The following is a 16,471-nucleotide window of genomic DNA, read 5'->3' on the forward strand; positions in this document are numbered from 1 at the left end:
AAAACCCATGAAGATTCTTATGGTCGGCTGGTACTCGGAACTCGGTCGTGACCTGATGGAGGATCCCGAAGTGTCCGTCACGGTACTTGAGGAACCGAGCCTCCTTTCGGATGTACCCTCTACGGTCCCGAGCGTCGAGGCCAGGTACCAGCAGGATGCTGATTACCAAGAGGTGGTCTCCCGGCTTTGGAAGACCACCCCGTTCGACGTGATTTTGGCCGGGCGTGAATATGGAGCACTGGCAGCACAGTGGCTGTGCGACAAATACGCGCTCCCCAGCGCGGGAAGCCTCGCCACCCAGGCGAGTACCGACAAGTCAAGCTTGCGGCGGGTGCTTGAGGAGAGCGGCCTTCCGACCGTTCGAAGCGAAATCGTCCGCAGTTCAGCTGACGTGAAGCGCTTCTGGGACGGCAATCCTGTCGTCCTCAAGCCCGCCAACCGGCACGCATCCATCGGTGTGGTCCAGATCTCCCACCTGGAGGAAATTGACCATGCCTGGCGTGTTGCCACGAGCGCGGAAGAAGGCAGCGGGAGTATCGATCGGGACCTTGACTGGATATATATCATCGAAGACTGGGTCCCGGGCAAGGAGTATTCCGTTGAGTCGGTCTTCTCGGACGGGGAGGCATTCCACAACATCACTGAGAAGACCGTGGTGGGTGGCGGACGATTCACCCCGGTACGCCACATCGTACCTGCCCCGTTGTCCGCCGCGGAATCCCAAGAATTGATTGAAGCCCAGGTTACCCTGGCGAAAGCTGTCGGCATCAAGCGCGGATTGATGCACGCAGAGTGGAAAAAGGATGGCTCCCAGTGCTGGCCGATCGAGTTTGCCGTAAGGTATCCGGGGGATTCGATTTCTCTGCTGATCCGGAAGGCGATGGGCATTAACCTGGCCCGCGCTTGGGTGGACGGCCTGCAAGGGAAGCTCCACCTTCCGGTTAAAGACAGCACGGGATCCGCTGGCATAGCATTCATTCAGCACCCGACGGGACGGTACGTGAAGATTGACGGAATGCCATCCCTGGGGTCACCTGGCGTTATCGAAGTGAGCTGGACCGCAGATCCCGGTCAGCTCCTTCTGCCTTTGGACGATTCGAAGGCTCGAGTGGGATCCATCGCGGTACAGGCGGACGATTACACGGGGGTGGCTGCTCTCCTCGCCGAGTATGAAGCCAGCGTCACTATTTCGGTTGAAAATCCATAGCAGCGGGACTGGGCAGGGCACGGTCGTGCGTTGATATGTCGATGACCCGCCATATACGCATTGAAGCTGGGTGACCTTGCCAAGTCGCCCTGCCCGACCGGAGCTTCGATGCGCCCCGTCGAGGACTGGGAGACCGAGGGCAGGAAGGCCTGCGGCGAGCGGCCCAACGCCCTCGCCTGTCGACCGGGACGACCTGGTCACACCGCGCAGGCGAGGGCGCACACCAAGAGCACGATCCGTACACACCACGGGCGATGTGGGCTTGCGGCCGTCAGGCGGGCTGTGTCGGCGGCCTCTCGTTGCGGCGCCAACGCCGCGTGCGTGGTCAGTACTTGTCGGTGGCCCAGTGGTATTGACAGAGACGGCCGCCGCACCCCCTCAGCTGTGGGCGCGGCGGTCGTCATACACATGCCACTGGTCCTGCCCGGCGAGCCTGTACAGGGAGATCCGCGACCTCCACAAGTCCCGTAACGCCTCACAAAACTCGCGTCCCATGCTCCGATGAAACTGACGCCGCTTCATGAGCACAAACAGCCGCACGCCAAGATCCACGACCGCGTCACGCTGTAGAGTTCGCCGCGTGCCACATGAACATTTATCGACCAACCCCGCCCCGGTCCCTCTCGGTGCCAAGGTGGCGGTGATCGCACCCGCCGGACCAGTCCGCCCGGAACGCCTCGAACGTGGCCTTGAACTACTGCGGGGCCTGGGCTTAGAGCCCGTGCTCGGCCGACACATCCTGGGGCCAGTGCGCGGATATCTGGCTGCTGGAGACGCACAGCGCGCCAGCGACCTAGAAGAGGCACTGGCCGACCCGGGTATCCGGGCCGTACTCTGCGCGCACGGCGGATACGGATCCGTACGCCTGCTCGACATTCTCGACTGGGAGCAGCTTGCAAAGGTTGCTGCCGACAATCCTCCGAAGCCCTTCGTGGGCTCCAGCGACATCACCGCCCTGCACCGAGCATTGGCGCTGCATCTTGGCATGCGTACCTACTACGGCCCGGTCGTCGCCGGGCCGATTCTCGGCGAGCCAAGGCCGTGTCCGCAGACCGTCCGCAGCTTCGCCAACAGCCTGTTCGCTCCAGGCGAGTCCTCTCAGCTATCGGGCGGCACCTGCATTGTGCCTGGCAAGGCTGAGGGAGTGACCACCGGCGGCACCCTCACTCTGATCTGTTCGCTCGCCGGGGCCCCCGAGTTCCGTTCGGCCGCAGGCTCGATCGTCCTGTTGGAGGATGTGAAGGAGAGTCCTTACCGGATCGACCGGATGCTCACGCAACTCGTCCGAGGCGGCTGGTTCGACCAGGCTCGGGGCATCGCCTGCGGTTCCTGGGAGGATTGCCGACCTGCTGAACAGATCGACGAGATTCTGTTCGACCGCTTGGGGGAGTTGGGCATCCCCGTCGTCACCGGCTTGCCCTTCGGCCATGGACCGACCCAGATGACCGTGCCTCTGGGCGCACACGCTGGACTTGACGCGACATCTGGCGTGCTGAGCTTGCGCGCCTAGCGCAGGCAACTCCACTGTGGCGTTCGGGTGCGTCCACGTCATCTCGTCTTGCTCCGTCACGGTTACCTGCCACGCCCGCAACGATGCCTGCTCCGGGCCTGGCACCGCCGTCCTGACGGAGATCGAGCAGGAGCGCGCCAGCGAACTGTTCGCCGACGCGGTCGGCGAGTACGTCCAGGCCCTCGCCGACGCCGGCGTCACCTTCACCCGCCCGAAGGCGCCGTTCCGCAACCCGCTCGCCCCGGAGGGCGCGTGCGGCCTGATGAGCCGGGACCGCTACCGAAGTGTCCTACGCTCTGGTCATCACCATCAGGACACCATCGGTGGCCGACCTGTACGACCAGGTCGTCCGGGCTTACCCGGCCCGACTCGAAATCCTGCAGCCCATCATCTACATCCCGATTCCTCTGCAGCCGTAACGGCAGTATCGCCAGGCGGCGACAGGACCCGGCCGTCTCGCAGACATCTGAATACCAGCGCTGACAAGAGTGACTGGTGGCTGGGCGGGGAAGCCCCTGCCCAGCCACCAGTGCTACTACTCAGCTGCTTACATTAATCACACCTGCTCAACTGACCTGAGCTCTTCAGCTGGCAACGACGTTGGGGAGTCTCTGGACCGGAGACGGCTAGATGTGGGTCGTGGGGCGGCTCAGCGCTGTGGAACGCTGGGCAGATGATCACCGTTGCGTCGGATGACGTGGAGTCGCTTGCTGCCGGGGCCCTTGAATGGCTGATGAAGGCTGCGCGGGACACCGGTGACGGTGTGGCCTGGCCAGACACTCTCATCGACGAGCAAGTCACTCCGGTGCTGTACAACGGAAGCTCAGGGGTGATATCGGCTCTTCTCGATGCGTGGCGGTACTTCGCCGACGACCGGTACGCGGACATGGCTCTGCGTGGTGCCCGTGGTGTCGCCGCCGCGGTCGAGGACTGGGAGGACAGCGGCCTCTACACCGGAGTGGCCGGCATGGCTGTCGCCCTGCGGGGCGTGCACCGTGTGCTCGGCGACACCGCGGCGGGGGCGTCCGCCGGCCGTGCCTTGGACGTTCTGCGGTCCCGCTACGACGGCGCGGGGTGGAACGACTGGTTCGAGCTGATGATCGGCAACGCCGGCATAGCGCTCGCCGCGCTGGAGTGCGGCGATCTCGACCTCGCCCAGCTGGCCGTCGACCGCTATGCGCGCACGGCCGAGTCCACCACGGCCGGGGTGCAGTGGGAGGTCCAGACCGGACGGGTCCACCGCATGCTCCACCTGTCGCACGGCACCCTCGGCATCGTTTACGCGCTCGGCGCCGTCGGCCGCGCCGCCGACCGCTCCGACCTCGTCGACCTGGCACTGGCCGGTGCCGCCGATGTCGTCTCCCGCAACGAAGCGGGCCCGGGCGGTTTCCTCGTCCCGTACTCCGATCCGCAACAGCAGCACGAGCGGATCGAACGCCACAACTACGGCTGGTGCCACGGCCCGGCCGGCGACGCCCAGGCGTTCCGCCTGCTGGCCCGGGTCCTGCCCGACGATCCCGCCTGGCCCGCCCTCACCAACCGCTGCTGGCACACCCTCGTCGACTCCGGCCTCCCGCAACGGATCCGCCCCGGCTTCTGGGACAACAACGGCCGCTGCTGCGGCACCGCCGGCGTCCTCGCCCTCGCCTGCGACCGCCAGGTCGAACGCGGCGACGGCCGTGACTTCGCCGACCTCCTCGTCGCCGACCTCGCGGCCCGCGCGACGACCGACGCCGAGGGCGTGCGCTGGTCCAACGTCGAACACCGTGACACACCCAGTGACCTCGCCCCCACCACCGGATGGGCCATGGGCAACGCGGGCATCATCCGTGAACTCCTGCGCCACGCCCGCATCACCACCAACCGCGACCCTCACTACGCCGTCCCCCTCCCGGACCACCCACCCACCGCCTGAGCGCCCAGTGGGTGCCGCAGATGGTTCACAGACGGTCTCCAGCGGACCCTCACGGGATGGAGAAAAGCCCCAGCAGACGGCCCAGTTGCAGCTGACCCACCTGGACATCTGAGGGAACGACCGCGCCGTGACCGCGGTCGTGGCACCAATGCCACGCGACACCGCAACCGCCGCCGCACAGGTGATCTGCGCTTGGCGGGCGCAGGTTCGTTTCTCCGGTACGACTGTTCTCCCCGCGCGGGTGACCTGCAGGGCGACTGCCGCATGTCGCGGTTGGTCGGCCGCTATCAACAGCAGATGATCAAGTCTGCTCTGCGGGGCCTTGCGGCCGCCGCCCTCATCGTCCTGCCGTACGCGGCCGCCCCGCCGGCCCACGCCGCGCAGAGCGTGCCGCTCGCCGCGGCCGTCGAGCGCCTGGCTGTAGGCACCGAGTCGCGGGAGGGATATCAGCGCACATCCTTCAAGCACTGGAACGCCGGCCAGAATCCTTCCGACGGCTGCAGTACCCGCGCGGAGGTACTGATCTCCGAGGCCGTCGACGCCCCCCAGATCGGCCCCGCCTGCCGGCTGACGGGCGGCCGCTGGTGGTCCTACTACGACGCGACCTGGGTAACTTCCGCGTCCGGCCTGGACATCGATCACATGGTGCCCCTGGCGGAAGCCTGGGACAGCGGGGCCTCCGCCTGGCCGGCAGCCCGGCGGGAGGCTTACGCCAACGACCAGGGCGCCGAAACATCGCTGGTGGCCGTCACGGGCAGCTCCAACCGCAGCAAGAGTGACAAGGACCCGGCCGACTGGCTGCCGCCCGCCCCTGGCGCCGCAGTGCGCTGCACGTACACCGCGCAGTGGGTGGGTACGAAGCTGCGCTGGGATCTCACCGTCGACGACGGTGAACTCGCGGCCCTGCGGGACGTCGCCGGCGGCTGTCCACTGGAATCCGTGACGTACGAGCCCGCCGGGTAGCGTCCGGCGCCCAGAAAGCGAAGCGGACTGCCTGTACCGCGGCCGCGCGACGGGACCGGCGGGAGCCGAGCGGCTTCGCCTGGGTGCTTCATGGCCTGACGGCCGACCGGGCCTGGGACGTCTTGGCCATCGGTGGAAGCATCCTGGACCAGTGGCCGGACATCGCGCCCGCCGACCTGCTGCGCGAGGTGGGGCCAGGCAGCGGGCCGCGGGTGCCGATGCCCGCCAACAGTTAGTGTTCGCCGACCGGCTGGTGGCCACGGCTGATCCCTCTACGGCACGACGCGCTGATGCCGGTGACGATCTGCCGCAGTCGCAGACCGCGAGAGTCCGTGAATGGCCGCTGTGGACATTGCCAGGCTGCCCGGTCGGTTTTTTGCCAGCATGCATGGGTGCAGATGGCGTCCGCCGGATGCCGCCACGGCAGTTGCCCGGGAGGTGGCTCAGCGTCGCGGCAGGACAGGGGCATATTCACTGCAACATGTCCGCATGAGGCCTGTATCTAAGGGTTGTCCTCCTCTTGGCGCGTTATCGACACATGGAAAATTTGTTTGGGGGAACGACCGGCCGTTCGATTCCTCTGTGGTGAATGCTGTGTGCACTCAGTGACCGAAGGGGTCACTGAGCCTACTTTTCCCTGGGGGGGAAATGTCGCATTCGCGTGCGCACAGTCATGCCCATTTCCGCACAAGACACAGCCTCATAACAGCTGCGGCGGTGCTGTCGCTCGCCGCAAGCGCGGTACCGGCCGTAGCGGCCCCGGCCGCCGATCCAGCGGACCCCAAGCCGGTCTCTGTGTGGGGCAAGGACACCGGCAAGGCCACCCCGCCGGCGGTCAAGGTCGGCGAGACGAAGCCGGCCGAGCCGGTGGCCGAGGCCCCCTGTCACCGGAGCGGGCAGCCTGGCGCAAAGCGCAGAAGGAGCGCGCGACCTCGCCCACCGGCACGGGTGCCGGCTCGGGCACGGCGGGCGGGTCCGCCCGGGCGGCGGCAGCGGCGGCCTACGTGCCCGAGGGGCAGGGCGACGTGTCCTGGCACGAGATCACGGACGTGCGTGTCAGCGACTCGCTGGTGGCACGGGTGGACTACTCCACCGGCAACCTGATGCTGGCCGCCACCGACTTCGACGTCGCCGGGATCGGGCAGAAACTTCAGCTGGCCCGCACCTACAACTCGCTGGACGCCCCCTGGGGCAAGGTCTCCCAGCGCTGGTGGCAGACGTACGAGCGTTACGCGCAGGTCAGCGACACGGAGTTCGTGCACTACGACTCCACCGGCGCGTCGTGGACGTTCACGAAGAACACCGACGGCACGTTCAAGACGCCCACCGGGTACTCCAAAGACCTGAAGAAGAACGCGGACGGCACCTTCACCCTCACCGACCGCAAGTCAGGATCGAAGGACACCTACAACCAGTACGGGACGCTGACGAAGGTCACGGACAAGAACAACGGTGTCATCACCGTCACCCAGCACGACGAGGGCGGTGAGAACAAGGGCTTCAAGCTCACCGAGACCCGCTCCGGCCGCTCCGTCGACCTGGTCAAGACGGACGCCTCGCAGTGGCAGGCCAAGGACCACACCGGCCGCACCGCCGTCTTCGACCTCAACCCCGCCGGCGACCTTGTTAAGACGGCCGACACCGAGGGCAAGGCCACCCTCTTCGACTACGACTCCTCCCGCCGCCTGACGAAGATCACGACACCCGAGGGCCGCGTCACCGTCTTCACCTACGACGCCGCCAACCGCGTCACCAGCATGCTGCGCGCCACCGAGTTCAACGACACCGGCCACACCGGCCCCACCTACCGCTACGCCTACAGCGCCACCGACCCCTTCGCGGCGGGCACCACCACGGTCACCGACCCCGAGAGCAACGCCACGAAGTACGAACACGACAATGAGGGCAGAGTCTCCAAGGTCACCGACCCGCTGGGGCACGAGCGTTCGCGCACGTACGAAGCGAACAACAACGTGCAGACAGCCACCGACGCGATGGGCGTGGGCGGTGTGGGCGGCAACGTCACGACCTACGGGTGGGACGGACGCAACAATCCCACGTCCGCCAAGCTGCCCACCGGCGCCACCTCGACGGTGACCGGCTACCAGACGATCGCCGGTTCCGACCTGCCCGGCAGCATGACCACGGCCGACGGCGAGAAGTCGGACTACAAGTACGACACGGCCGGCAACACCATGTCGGTGGCGGTGACCGGAACGGGCGGCGGCACGCGGTCCTTCACCTACAACCCGGCCACCCCCACCTGCGGAGGCTTCGAGGGCCAGCGCTGCACGGCCAAGGACGCCCGCTCCAAGGTGACCTCGTTCCAGTACGACGCCAAGGGCAACCTCACCAAGGTCACCCCGCCAGCACCTCTGAACGCGAACCCGGTCACCTACACCTACGACGCGCTGGGGCGCACGGAGACGGCCATCGACGGCCGCGGCATCAAGAGCGTCTACACCTACGACCACCGCGACCGCGTCAAGGAAGTCTCCACCACTAACACGACCGTCACCTACACCTACGACGGCGACGGCAACCTCAAGCAGCGCACCGACGACATCGGGACCATCGCGTACGACTTCGACCCGCTCTCGCGCGAGAGGGTCCGCACCCTGCAGGACGGTTCCCAGACGGTGCTGGCCTACACTCCGGCCGGCAACGTCGACACCTACACCGATCCGCAGGGCACGGTCGACTACACCTGGGACGAGGCCAACCGCCTGGACACCCTCAAAGACCCGGCCGGACGGATCACGTCCTACGAGTACAACAGCAACGACGCGCGCACGAAGACCACCTATCCGGGCGGCACCGTACAGACGATGGACCCGGACGAGTCGGGCCGACCTAAGACGATCAAGGCCACCTCGTCGAAGGGCACCCTGGTCAGCCTCGCCTACAGCTACGCCAACGCGGGCAAGGACGGAGCGAAGATCCGCACCAGCACGGATGCGGTCTCGGGGATGAAGACGACCTACAGCTACGACAGCGCGGGCCGCTTCTCCTACGCGAAGGAGGAGAAGGGCACCACTCTCAACTCCTCCTGGCAGTACTGCTACGACGCCGCCGGCAACCTCACCTCCCAGGGTGTCGAGCCTGGCTGCCCCCGCGGCACCACCTACACCTACGACGACGCCTCCCAGTTGACCAGCAAGAACGGCTCGACCACCAACTGGTCCTACGACAAGGCCGGCAACGAGACCGCGGGCGCCTCCACCCCCGAGGGCACGCGTACTGCCGAGACGTGGTCGGACTTCTCCCAGCTCACCTCCCTCACCGTCGGCGGCAAGACCTACTCGGGTGAATACGGCTCCACCGACTCCAGCGAACGCCTGCGCCTGGGCGACACCTACTACCACCCCGGCCCCATCGGCCTGGCCGCGGAGACGACCGCCGGTGTCGACACGGGATTTGTCCGCGAAGCCGAGGGCACGCTCAATTCCATGACCCGTGACGGCAAGGCGTACTACTACCTCACCGACGCCCTCGGTTCCGTCGTCGCGCTCGCCGACGAGAGCGGCACGAAGGTGAACACGTACTCCTACAGCCCTCGCGGCGTCACCCGCGCCGAAACCACCGAGAAGGCCGGGGCCTCCCAGCCCTACCGGTTCGCCGGCGGCCACCAGGACCCCACCGGCATGTACCACCTCGGCGCCCGATACTACGACCCCAACATCGGCCGCTTCACCCAGCCCGACCCCTCCGGCCAGGAGAAGAACCCCTACCTCTACGCCGAAGGCGACCCCGTCAACCGCATCGACCCCAGCGGACTGTTCTCGTTCGCCGACACTGTCGGCATAGTGGCGGGCACATTGGCGGGCGCTGCAGCTTTTGCTGCCGTCGGCCTGGCCTGTGCCGGCACAGCCGGTATCGGCTGTGTAGCTGCAGGAGTCGTCACATCTGGCCTCTGGGGCGCGGGCGCGGGGGCGGCAGGAGCAACCATCGCCGGGGGAACTCAGGCGGAACGAGTGAATGGAACGCTCGGAGGACTGACGGGTGGGCTCGCAGGACCGGTCGGTTCCCTGCTTTTCGGATAACAGATGATGAGCCTGGAGGCGAAATGAGTCCGGCAGTTCGATTTATGACATCCGCCCTCGGCACAGCCGCTGTCGCAGCAACACTCGGGGCTGTGGCCACTGCAAGTGGCCTTCTCAACGGCACCGTGCTCGGCGCCGTCGTAATTTTTGGAGCTGCGGGCGCTGTCGCAGGACTGCTGATCGCCTCATTCTCGCGACGCTCAAACCGCTGAGCGCTACTTCAGACAGCACTCACGACAGCCCGTGTGCCCCGGACTCGTTGGTCCGGGGCACACGCACGTCGTGGTGCAGAATTTTGCCCACGCAGTCACTGTTGTTGAACCGACCGGTGCACCACGCGTGCGGAAGTGCTCATCGCGGAAGCTGTCGAAGCACCCCGAATCGGGCCTAACTGCTGGCTCCGGGGCGGCAGCTGGTGGTCCTACTACGACGCGATGTGAGTGACGTCCGGGTCGGGCCTGGACATCGACCGCATGGTGCCCCTGGCAGAAACCTGGGACAGCGGGGCCTCCGCCTGGACGGCGCAGCGCCGCGAGTGACCAGCCCAGGCGCAAAGCAAAGGAGCCCCGCTCCGACCCCACGGTTCCTAGGCCACGGTCGAAAAGGGCTCCTCGCAACGATGCACCCGATGAAAGGAACACCTGCTATGCACGATAGCCCCGAGAGCCGCCCCGCACGCAAGGACCCGACGATCCTTCACCGCTTCGTGCGATGGGCCCGGCCGCGGCGGCGGGCCGCCGTCAGCCTCCTGCTGCGCGGCGCCTGCTACGGCCTGGGCTCCGGCGCGGCCGGCCTCGCCACGTTCTGGGTGCAGAGCCGCCTGTAGGCGGCTGCGGCACGACCACCGCCACGAACATGATGGCGGGGCCAAGGCGAATCAGTGCGCAGCCTCTGGGCTTCCGTGTCACAACAAGGTGCTCTGGCCGCTTATAGAGGGAACGCGGCGTGACGGACGCCGTCTCATCGAGCTCAGGTGGGGGTATGGATCTCTTGACGACAGCGGCCACGGCGGGACTTGCCGCGGGCGGGTACATCCTCAGTCTTGGCCACCGTTGGATCACCTTGCGCGCGCAGGTCCGGCGTGCGGAACTCAACCAGCAGGGGCTGTCAGAGCGGGCCCGGTCGCTGCCACCGGGCAGCCGGCTCACCGAGAAGACCGCGCAACACGACATCGACATCGTGATCGGCGGCGCAACTGCCGGCCAGTCCGGGAGGTGAGGTGCGACATGGCCGTCGAGCAACCGCCTTCACCCGTCGACACCGCGGCCGAGGAAACCCGCGCCGCTCCTGTCCCTTTCCGGCGTGAAGACTTCAGCGTCTTTTACACGCAGGAGATGCACACGGTCACAGTGTTTCTCATGCATCAGGGCGCTACCGCTTACGAGGCGGCCGATGCCGCCCACGAGGCTATCGCCAAACTCCTGCCGGATCTGTGGCGCACGCTGGAGCATCCGCGGGCCTGGTTACGTGTGACCGCCCAACGCTGCTACTGGCGCCAGAGCAATACCCGTATCACGCCCACGGATGCGGTACCTGAGCGCCCCGGCGGCACGTGCCCTCTGACTACCGTGACCGTGTCCGAGTTCCAGCAGAGTGTTCTTGACGCCCTGCGACAGTTACCGCCCACGATGCGCACTGTCATGGCCTGGGACATCGACGGATTCACCTACGCGGAAATCGCCACACATCTGGATATGAGCCCCGCCGCCGTACGTCAGAACATCAGCCGCGCCCGCAAACGGCTGATCACTCTCCTCGGCCTCTGACCGTCGTCCTCAACCTCCACAAAGGGGGATGCACATGAACAGCCACGTCGACCGCGCTTTCCGCGAGGGCGGCCGCGACGATCCCGAACAGCGCCTGGACCAGCTGCTGGCCCGTCACCGTACCGAGTTGACGAGTGCTGTTGTCGGCGCTCTCGACACCAGCGCCGGAAGCGCGGCCCTGGCTCCTTTGTGCCGCGAGCTTTTCCACGGCCTCCAACCCCTCAAGCTGACCGCATCTACTGGCTGCACGACAAGCCCTGACACTCCTGGTTCCACACCTCCGGGGGCTCGGCTTGAACGGGCGCTCGCCCAGCTCCGAGACATCAGGCTGATGGTGGAAAGGGTCCAGTCCGGTGCTGATCCGTCCGCTGATGTCCATGCCGGGGCGCAGAGTGTGCTCGCTGCACTGCAACGCCTGCACACCGGACTGCAAGCGCGAAACCTGACCCGAGAGCAGGTCCGCGCACTATTCCGGGAACTACGGGAGCAGACCGCACGCATCGGCACATCGATGCTGGAAGGGCGCACTCAGCTGCCACAGCATCTTGTCGAGGAATGGCTCCGGGCAACGGGCTGCCTCCAGCGCGTGGAGCGTGCTGTCTGGTGCCTGTTCAGGGGCGTCGGCGATAACGTGGCCAACTGACCAGCTGCACTGCAGCCGGCCCGTGCACCAAAGCGGGCCGTGCTGACCCGGCCCGCACGATGCCGCACACCCTGCGGGCCACCCGCGATGCTGCTGACCGTGACCCTTACGGCCAGCAGCATGGCGACGACGAAGACCATCAGGAACCGCCAGCACGTACGTCCCAGGAGGTACGGGAATGCCACCGCCCCCGACACCGCGGTACGAGGCTGCACCTGGTGCAGGCCGATGAGGTCGCCTGACGGACCGGGCCCCGCAGTCAGGGTCGCTGGCTGAGCACGGTGTCGATGCGGGACGAGGCAGCGACCCAAACGGCAGCATCGTGATCAAGCGTCTGACCTTCCGCGGTCATCGGGCTGTCTGCGCTCAACCAGGGGGCAGGGTGCCGCTACGGCCGGTCGAGCGGTGCGGTGAGGCGAGCCGTCAGATCATCGTCGTTCAGTGCCTTCCGGGCGGCTTCGGTGAACACCCAGACGGCTTGCTGGGCGGTGTTGCGAAATTCGGAGACGTCGCCGTCGTGGAAGTCTCCGAACGGGTCCTCGATGGGGTGGAGGATCTCGTGGAGGGCGTATTCCATGCCGCGAGTCGGCTCGATCATGGAGTCCGGTCCCTCTACGAGCACCCGGGTGTAGAGGGGCTGGAACCCCTTCAGTTTCTCCTCCATTTCCTGGGCGAGAGCGTGGAATCCGATCTCATCGTTCATCTCCTGGCAGCCCAGCGCCCGTTCCAGTAGCTGCAGCATCTCGGTGGCGAGGGACAGCACGGCGGTGTAGGACTGAGCCCGGGGTTCACGCCGCTGGTTCAAGTGTTCCAGCCGGAGCTGCAACTGCGCTTGGACCAAATGGGTTTGGGCCTGCACGCGTGCCTGCTGCTCAGCTTTGCGTGCAGTGATGCAGGCCGCTCCGGCTGCCCCGAGGGCTCCCACCGCCGCACCGATGACACCACCGAGAAGACCCGCCAGTCCGGCATCCATGGGTCACCTCGTGGTGCGCGAGTCGCGGCGGGCGGTGACGAGTGCACGCCACCGGTCTCGGGTGGCTTGCTCGCCATCGAGCCAGGTTGGCGGGTGATGCCCGGCCGGAAGCGGGAGGCCGGCCATGAAGTGGGCGATGTCGACGAAGTAGGCGTGCTCTTCAGCGGAGGTCTGTTCGCGTAGCCGGGTGAGGGTCGCGTTCAGTGCGGTGTGGTCGTCGAGGACGGCCTGGTGGAAGGCGCCGGCCAGCTCGATTGCGGGTGAGAGCGAGGTGAGGCCCGCGATGTCGAGTTCGGTGCGCAGCGTGGCGATCTGGTGGTCGACGCTGTCGCTGCCGGCGTCGCGGACGAGTTCGGCCCGGAGGACGTTGAGGGTGGTTGCGCGCAGGTTGAGGCCGGCCAGGAGCTGGTGGGCGAGGTCGATTTCTGCGGTGGCCTGGTCGGGGGCGTAGAGCGCGACGGCGAATGCGCGCAGGGCCTGGTTGTGGGCGGCCTCGCCGGCCTTGCCGTGCTGTTCGGCTTCGGTGCGTCCGGCGAGGTAGGCGGCGGCACGCTCGGGTTGGCCTTGGAGCCAGTGCAGGTCGCCCAGCACGCGTTGGTGGCGTCCCTCCCAGCCGAGGGTCTGGGCGGCGGCGAGGGCGGTGGGGAAGTCGCCGGCCAGGCGTGCGACGTGGGCCAGGCCGCGGCGGGCGGCTGGGGCGAGGCGGCCGCCCTGGTCGGCAACCTGCTGGTAGTCGCGGCGGGATTGGGCGGCCCGGCCGGTGTCGCGCAGGGACTTGGCCCGGTAGTAGAGGGCCATGTGCTGCAGGTCGGCGGGGAGCAGGCCGGCATCGAGGACGGCGGTGAGCCGGCTGACGGTGTGAGCACGGTGTTCGTGCTGGCGGCGGGCGAGCGCGCTGAGGAGTTCGACCAGGGCGTCGGCTGCCGTATCGAGTCCTGCTGAGGTGTCGGTGTCGGGTGGGGCGAGGGGCTCCCACACGGAGTCGCTGACATACGTCCAGGCAGCGGGGGTGAGCCAGCTGAGGTTCAGGCGGTGGTCGCGGGCCAGGCGCAGGCCCTGTCGCAGGCAGGCGATCAGCAGCAGCCGGCCGGGGCCGTCGGCGGTCTGGTGCTGTTCGCCCAGGGTGGTGAAGGCGCGCTGGGCGGCCTGCTGCCAGTCGCTGTCGGTCCAGCGGTCGTCGGTGGTGTCGTCGGCGTTGCGTACGGCGGAGCGGATCAGACCGTGGAGGTGGAAGGGCCACAGGCCGAAGGGGGTGTCGCGGACGAAGGGCCGTTCGGTCAGCCGCAGGGCGGGCCCCTCGTGAGCGAGGCCGGCAGCGCGCGTAGCGAGGGGCACGTCGAAGGCGTCCAGCAGGCTCACCGAGCGCAGGACGTGGCGTTCGTCGGGGGTGAGGTCAGACAGGGTGCGGGCGATCAGCGCGGGGAAGTCGTGGTCGAAGTCGCCGGGCTGCGGGGTGCTGTTACTCCGACGCAGCTCGATGAACCGGGCGACGGACAGATCGAGGTAGAGGGGCAGGCCGTGTGAGCGGGCGGTGATGACCTGCCGGATGTTCTCGCCGATCAGTGGCTGTCCGTTGCGGGTGAGGCGGCGGGCGAGGTAGTCGTCGCAGTCCTCGGGGGAGAAGTCGCCGATCAGCACCTGCCGTCCGGTGGGGGCCCGGGCGGGGGTGCGGGCGGCGGGCACGGCTGTGTGGGCGAGGCCGGGCCAGGCGGCGGGGCCGGTGTAGTCGAGCTGTCCCTGCAGAGCCGAGTCGGCCCACTGCAGGCGGGAGCGGCCGGTGATCACCCAGAAGGCGTTCGGCATCAGCCACACCGTTCGCTGGATCAGCCGTTCCAGGTCGCGTCGGGTGCGGTCGCCGATGTCCTCGAACGTGTCGAGCAGGATGACCGGCACGACCTTCTTGCCTTCGGGGAGGCGGGCGAGCTCCCACGCCAGCAGGTGCGGGTAGAAGGACAGGGCGTCCAGGTCGGGTTCGGCCTCCAGCAGGTCCGCCAGCCGGGCACAGCCCGCCAGGGCCCGTACGGTCTGGCGGCGTTCGCGCAGCGCGCCGATGAGGGCGCCGGTGACCTGGCCGACGACCGAGCCGATGGTGCCGGGCAGCATGAGCGCCTGGGCGACGTCGGCGAGCGCGGACTGCATCTGCTGCGGCAGCGCCTGCCCGAACCGGGAGCCGAGCCCGGCGCGGCGCAGATACTCCTCCAACGGCTCGCCGGGGTGGTTGGCCTCCCAGTAGCGGCGCAATGCCAGGTCGAAGGCGGGCAGCGCGCGCCCGATCCGGGTGAGGGCGGCCCTAATCGTCAGCACGACCTGCTCGAAGTCGGTGCCGGCGGAGCGGGCGAGGTCGATGCGTACGGGCAGGATCCGGTCGGCCGGCCAGCCCGGTGCGCCCCACTGGGAGGGCCGCCGTCCGGCGTCGGCGAGCGCCGCCTCTAGCGTCCTCGACAGAGTCGTCTTGCCGATCCCGCCCACTCCGTGGAAGACGAGCAGATGGCTGCGGGGCGCCTCGAGGTCCTCCGGGTCGAAGCCGGGGGCGCTGACGTGCCGGAGGTGCTCGGTGAGCGCGGCTGCGACCGTCTCCCACTGCGAGGACCGGTTCGTGAACGCCTCCGCGGCCTGCACGCTGCGGTCGTTCGTACTGAACAGGGCCCTGAGATCCCGGCCTGCCACATCCACCCCCGAAAGATGATCACCTAGGGTTCAACCTACTTGGGGCCCATCCCAACGAGAGAGACCACACGTGATCCGCCCCTGCGGACCGCTGGTATCCGGCCTCTCGCTAGACCGGCGGTAGCGGCAGCCTGCAAACTGTCCTTCAGTTCAGTGGCCGGTGTTGTCTCGTGTGGTACGACGGGGATCAGGCAGTCGCAGGACCTGCGGAAGTAGATTGCGCACGGTCGGGACGCCGTTATCGTTATCGATGTTCAAAAGCTCCCGCCTGACCTGAGCATGAATGCCTGCCACCAACGTCTGGCGGGCGAGTGAGTCGGGTTCATCGCGCCACTCGTCATACGTTGTCTTGACGCTATGGCTGGCGCACGAGGCGAGGAACACGACGTTTTCCGTCGGGCACGCCTGGCGGAGAACATCCTCGAAGGTGAGGCTCTGGTCCGCCTGTTCCGACGACAGGTAGTGGAGCAGCGGCATATAGGCCTTCTCCAGCCTGGCCTGATGACGCTCCTCCCGGACCAGTCGCTCTTGGCTCTCCACTTGGAGGCGTGCTACCTGCAGGGTCGCCTCCTGCTGGCGTGTTCCAGCCTTATATGCCGCCACGATGCCGGCGATCCCGACCACTGCCGTGCTACCTGCGCCGATCAAGCTTCCCCAGTCGGTCATGGGGCAATTCTGGCAGCAACTAGTCACCCAGAGTATGTGGTTGATCCCGCCTCGGATGGTCATCGCCGTGTCACGGCAGAAGGAGACAATGACGCTTTCGTAATGATCGTTAAGGAGG

The 16,471-nt window shown here is 67.3% G+C and carries 13 protein-coding genes and 2 pseudogenes; 12 read left to right on the forward strand and 3 right to left on the reverse strand.

Features of this window, described 5'->3' with window-relative positions:
• The first annotated feature begins 7 nt into the window (after nt 1-7).
• The 12 genes and pseudogenes from ACH4DZ_RS41115 to ACH4DZ_RS41170 all read left to right on the forward strand — a co-directional run bounded on the left by ACH4DZ_RS41115 (nt 8) and on the right by ACH4DZ_RS41170 (nt 12,047).
• Nucleotides 8-1,207, forward strand: a complete 1,200-nt coding sequence (locus tag ACH4DZ_RS41115) for an ATP-grasp domain-containing protein (protein WP_398294345.1) — start codon at nt 8-10, stop codon at nt 1,205-1,207.
• A 580-nt stretch (nt 1,208-1,787) separates the two neighbouring features.
• Nucleotides 1,788-2,717, forward strand: a complete 930-nt coding sequence (locus ACH4DZ_RS41120; RefSeq protein ID WP_398294347.1) for an LD-carboxypeptidase — start codon at nt 1,788-1,790, stop codon at nt 2,715-2,717.
• 284 nt (nt 2,718-3,001) lie between these two features.
• Nucleotides 3,002-3,136 carry a hypothetical protein gene (locus ACH4DZ_RS41125; RefSeq protein ID WP_398294349.1) on the forward strand — a complete coding sequence of 45 codons (135 nt, stop codon included), beginning with the start codon at nt 3,002-3,004 and terminating at the stop codon, nt 3,134-3,136.
• 254 nt (nt 3,137-3,390) lie between these two features.
• Nucleotides 3,391-4,632, forward strand: a complete 1,242-nt coding sequence (locus ACH4DZ_RS41130) for a lanthionine synthetase LanC family protein (RefSeq protein WP_398294351.1) — start codon at nt 3,391-3,393, stop codon at nt 4,630-4,632.
• 297 nt (nt 4,633-4,929) lie between these two features.
• Nucleotides 4,930-5,595: an HNH endonuclease family protein gene (locus tag ACH4DZ_RS41135; protein WP_398294353.1), complete on the forward strand. Its 666-nt coding sequence runs from the start codon at nt 4,930-4,932 to the stop codon at nt 5,593-5,595.
• Nucleotides 5,596-5,678: 83 nt separating this feature from the next.
• A complete protein-coding gene (locus ACH4DZ_RS41140) occupies nt 5,679-5,831 on the forward strand; it encodes a hypothetical protein (protein ID WP_398294355.1) in 153 nt (50 codons plus the stop codon).
• A 466-nt stretch (nt 5,832-6,297) separates the two neighbouring features.
• A pseudogene (locus tag ACH4DZ_RS41145) lies at nt 6,298-9,638 on the forward strand (RHS repeat-associated core domain-containing protein).
• 320 nt (nt 9,639-9,958) lie between these two features.
• Nucleotides 9,959-10,174, forward strand: a pseudogene (locus ACH4DZ_RS41150) (HNH endonuclease); the annotation flags it as partial.
• Between the two features lie 110 nt (nt 10,175-10,284).
• On the forward strand, nt 10,285-10,464 hold the full coding sequence (locus ACH4DZ_RS41155) for a hypothetical protein (protein ID WP_398294357.1): 180 nt from the start codon (nt 10,285-10,287) through the stop codon (nt 10,462-10,464).
• 155 nt (nt 10,465-10,619) lie between these two features.
• On the forward strand, nt 10,620-10,856 hold the full coding sequence (locus ACH4DZ_RS41160; RefSeq protein WP_398294359.1) for a hypothetical protein: 237 nt from the start codon (nt 10,620-10,622) through the stop codon (nt 10,854-10,856).
• A gap of 8 nt (nt 10,857-10,864) precedes the next feature.
• A complete protein-coding gene (locus ACH4DZ_RS41165) occupies nt 10,865-11,404 on the forward strand; it encodes an RNA polymerase sigma factor (RefSeq protein ID WP_398294361.1) in 540 nt (179 codons plus the stop codon).
• A 34-nt stretch (nt 11,405-11,438) separates the two neighbouring features.
• On the forward strand, nt 11,439-12,047 hold the full coding sequence (locus ACH4DZ_RS41170) for a hypothetical protein (protein WP_398294363.1): 609 nt from the start codon (nt 11,439-11,441) through the stop codon (nt 12,045-12,047).
• A 388-nt stretch (nt 12,048-12,435) separates the two neighbouring features.
• Here ACH4DZ_RS41170 and ACH4DZ_RS41175 read toward each other — a convergent pair whose 3' ends face one another.
• The 3 genes from ACH4DZ_RS41175 to ACH4DZ_RS41185 form a co-directional block, all read right to left on the reverse strand.
• On the reverse strand, nt 12,436-13,020 hold the full coding sequence (locus ACH4DZ_RS41175; protein WP_398294365.1) for a hypothetical protein: 585 nt from the start codon (nt 13,018-13,020) through the stop codon (nt 12,436-12,438).
• A gap of 3 nt (nt 13,021-13,023) precedes the next feature.
• Nucleotides 13,024-15,687: an ATP/GTP-binding protein gene (locus tag ACH4DZ_RS41180; RefSeq protein WP_398294420.1), complete on the reverse strand. Its 2,664-nt coding sequence runs from the start codon at nt 15,685-15,687 to the stop codon at nt 13,024-13,026.
• A 150-nt stretch (nt 15,688-15,837) separates the two neighbouring features.
• Nucleotides 15,838-16,353 (reverse strand): hypothetical protein, encoded by a 516-nt coding sequence (locus tag ACH4DZ_RS41185; protein ID WP_398294366.1) that lies wholly within the window; start codon nt 16,351-16,353, stop codon nt 15,838-15,840.
• Between the last annotated feature and the right edge of the window lie 118 nt (nt 16,354-16,471).

This window comes from Streptomyces sp. NPDC017991, assembly GCF_044328075.1.
In the GTDB taxonomy this organism is placed as follows: domain Bacteria; phylum Actinomycetota; class Actinomycetes; order Streptomycetales; family Streptomycetaceae; genus Streptomyces.

What these genes read in the sequence shown, in the direction of transcription:
- ACH4DZ_RS41115 (WP_398294345.1), top strand. Translation starts at nt 8, where the DNA reads ATGAAGATTCTTATGGTCGGCTGGTACTCGGAACTCGGTCGTGACCTG.
- ACH4DZ_RS41130 (WP_398294351.1), top strand. Translation starts at nt 3,391, where the DNA reads ATGATCACCGTTGCGTCGGATGACGTGGAGTCGCTTGCTGCCGGGGCC.
- ACH4DZ_RS41135 (WP_398294353.1), top strand. Translation starts at nt 4,930, where the DNA reads ATGATCAAGTCTGCTCTGCGGGGCCTTGCGGCCGCCGCCCTCATCGTC.
- ACH4DZ_RS41155 (WP_398294357.1), top strand. Translation starts at nt 10,285, where the DNA reads ATGCACGATAGCCCCGAGAGCCGCCCCGCACGCAAGGACCCGACGATC.
- ACH4DZ_RS41160 (WP_398294359.1), top strand. Translation starts at nt 10,620, where the DNA reads ATGGATCTCTTGACGACAGCGGCCACGGCGGGACTTGCCGCGGGCGGG.
- ACH4DZ_RS41165 (WP_398294361.1), top strand. Translation starts at nt 10,865, where the DNA reads ATGGCCGTCGAGCAACCGCCTTCACCCGTCGACACCGCGGCCGAGGAA.
- ACH4DZ_RS41170 (WP_398294363.1), top strand. Translation starts at nt 11,439, where the DNA reads ATGAACAGCCACGTCGACCGCGCTTTCCGCGAGGGCGGCCGCGACGAT.
- ACH4DZ_RS41175 (WP_398294365.1), bottom strand. Translation starts at nt 13,020, where the DNA reads ATGGATGCCGGACTGGCGGGTCTTCTCGGTGGTGTCATCGGTGCGGCG.
- ACH4DZ_RS41185 (WP_398294366.1), bottom strand. Translation starts at nt 16,353, where the DNA reads ATGACCGACTGGGGAAGCTTGATCGGCGCAGGTAGCACGGCAGTGGTC.